Origin of the sequence: Campylobacter sp. BCW_6463, from assembly GCF_001762785.1 — a bacterium.
GTDB lineage: Bacteria > Campylobacterota > Campylobacteria > Campylobacterales > Campylobacteraceae > Campylobacter_D > Campylobacter_D jejuni.
Genome location: NZ_MJXL01000049.1, coordinates 1 through 1,955 on the forward strand (window position 1 = coordinate 1; position 1,955 = coordinate 1,955).

Sequence of the window (1,955 nt, forward strand, 5' to 3'; positions counted from 1 at the left end):
TATCTTCATAGGTGATGGCAACAAGATAGAAACCCTTACAAATAAAGGAACTATAGAAGCAGGCAACAATGGTATAACTTTTTATGCATTTGATACAAATAAAAAGCCCGTTAATATTGGTAAAATCACTATAGAAAGTGGTGGTGTTATTAAAGCAGGCAATGATGCAATCCATATAGATGGAAGTAAAAATGGTATTGAGGGTGAAGGCATTGAAGTTAAAGAAGGGGGTAGATTAGAAGGTGGTAATGCAGGTATTTATATAGGCGGTGGTAAGCAAGTAAATACTAGCATCAATGTATCTGGAACTATCCAAGGTGGTAATGGGGGTATTATAAATACTGGAACCATTGGACAAAAAGATACAGAAGTTCAAACTCACGGTATCACTATTGAAAATGAAGGTCTTATTGCTTCTGCAAAAGGAAGTGGTATTTTAAATACTGACAATGGAATTATTTATGGTAATATTTTCAATAAAAGTAATAATAATTTAAGTTTAAAAAATGATTCTGATGCGACTATTACAAGTGGTATTAAAAATGAAGGTAGTGGAACCATCTTTGTTAATAACCAAGGAACCATAAATAAAGATAATAGTGGCAATCATTTAACTAACAGCGGATCTGGTAGCATAGTCATAGAAGATTGGCTTGTTACTACAGATAAAGATACAGGTAAATTAGACACTGTGGTTGTAGGTGGAAATGGTAAAGATAATGTAAAAGTAGATAATATAACCGTTGATCAAGGCAATGCTGATCTAGATGGAATAGGAGATATAAATGATATCATCTCAGGGGTAAAACCAGGTAATATTGGCAATATAGGAACCAATGGTAGTGGAGAAATTGATTTAATCTATGATCCTTCAACAGGAAAAATTCATAAAAGGTTTGATCTTAGTGCTTCCATATCAGGTGCAACCTTTAGATCTTTAATCTCTACTACTTCAAGAAGATCTACCTTTATAGATAATGTTATGGGTAATTCTATGCAAAGCTTTGCTTTAGCTTCTTCAAGTAAATCTCAAAGCATTGCTATGTCTGAAAAGGGTAATTTATATGCAGATGCAAGTGATTATATAAAGAGTGATTTAAATAATGGAAGCTATGGTTCTAATAAAGAACATTCTTTATTCATCCTTCCTTATGCTTCTTCACAGAATGTTGAACTTTCTTTAAATGAAGAAAGTAAAGGACACACTAAAGGAACCATTATAGGTTATTCTACTTTAAAAGACAGTGGAATATATGGTGTGTATGCAGGTTATGAAGATACAAGAATGGGTTCAACTTATTTTGATATTAATAATAGAACCTATTATGCAGGTTTAAAATACTTTAATACCTTATTTACTACAGAAAAAGGTCAAGAAGTTTATATCAAAGCTCAAGGTAAAGCTGCTTTGATTAAAAATGATTTAACTAAAAAAATAGGAAATAATGAAGCTAAAGCTGAACCTAATTCTTATGCTTATGGAGTCAATACAGCCTTAGGTATGAATTTTATTTCTAATAAAGATATATTCTCCCCTGAAATAGGTCTTGCTTATGAAGGAGGCTATACTGAAGCTTTTTCTATGAAAGATACTATAGGACAAGCAACAGTTAAAGGTGGAGAAAGAACCTATGCAAACTATTTAAATCTTTTCTCTACTAAAACAAGCTTTACTTGGTTTAGAGATTGGTTGCCTAATTTAAAAACTTCAGTAGAACTTGGAGCTAAGTTTAATATCAATCCTAAAGTAGAAGCTAAGGCTAGATTTGGAAATATAAAAGTAAGTGATGAGTTTTATTTACCAAGAATACAAAAATTTGTAAGTACTTCTTTTATCGTTCCTGTTAATGAAGCTTTCTATTTTAGTTTAAACTATAATGGAATGTTTGATAAAGATGGCAATACCCATACAGGATTTGCTCAGTTTAATTATCTTTGGTAATCTTATAAAAGAT

1 protein-coding gene is annotated in these 1,955 nt (G+C 31.3%); it reads left to right on the forward strand.

Annotation, left to right across the window (positions count from 1 at the left end):
* Nucleotides 1-1,942, forward strand: a 1,942-nt coding sequence (locus AJ884_RS05615) for an autotransporter outer membrane beta-barrel domain-containing protein (RefSeq protein ID WP_261660570.1), incomplete at its 5' end; no start/stop codon positions are given.
* Nucleotides 1,943-1,955: the final 13 nt, after the last annotated feature.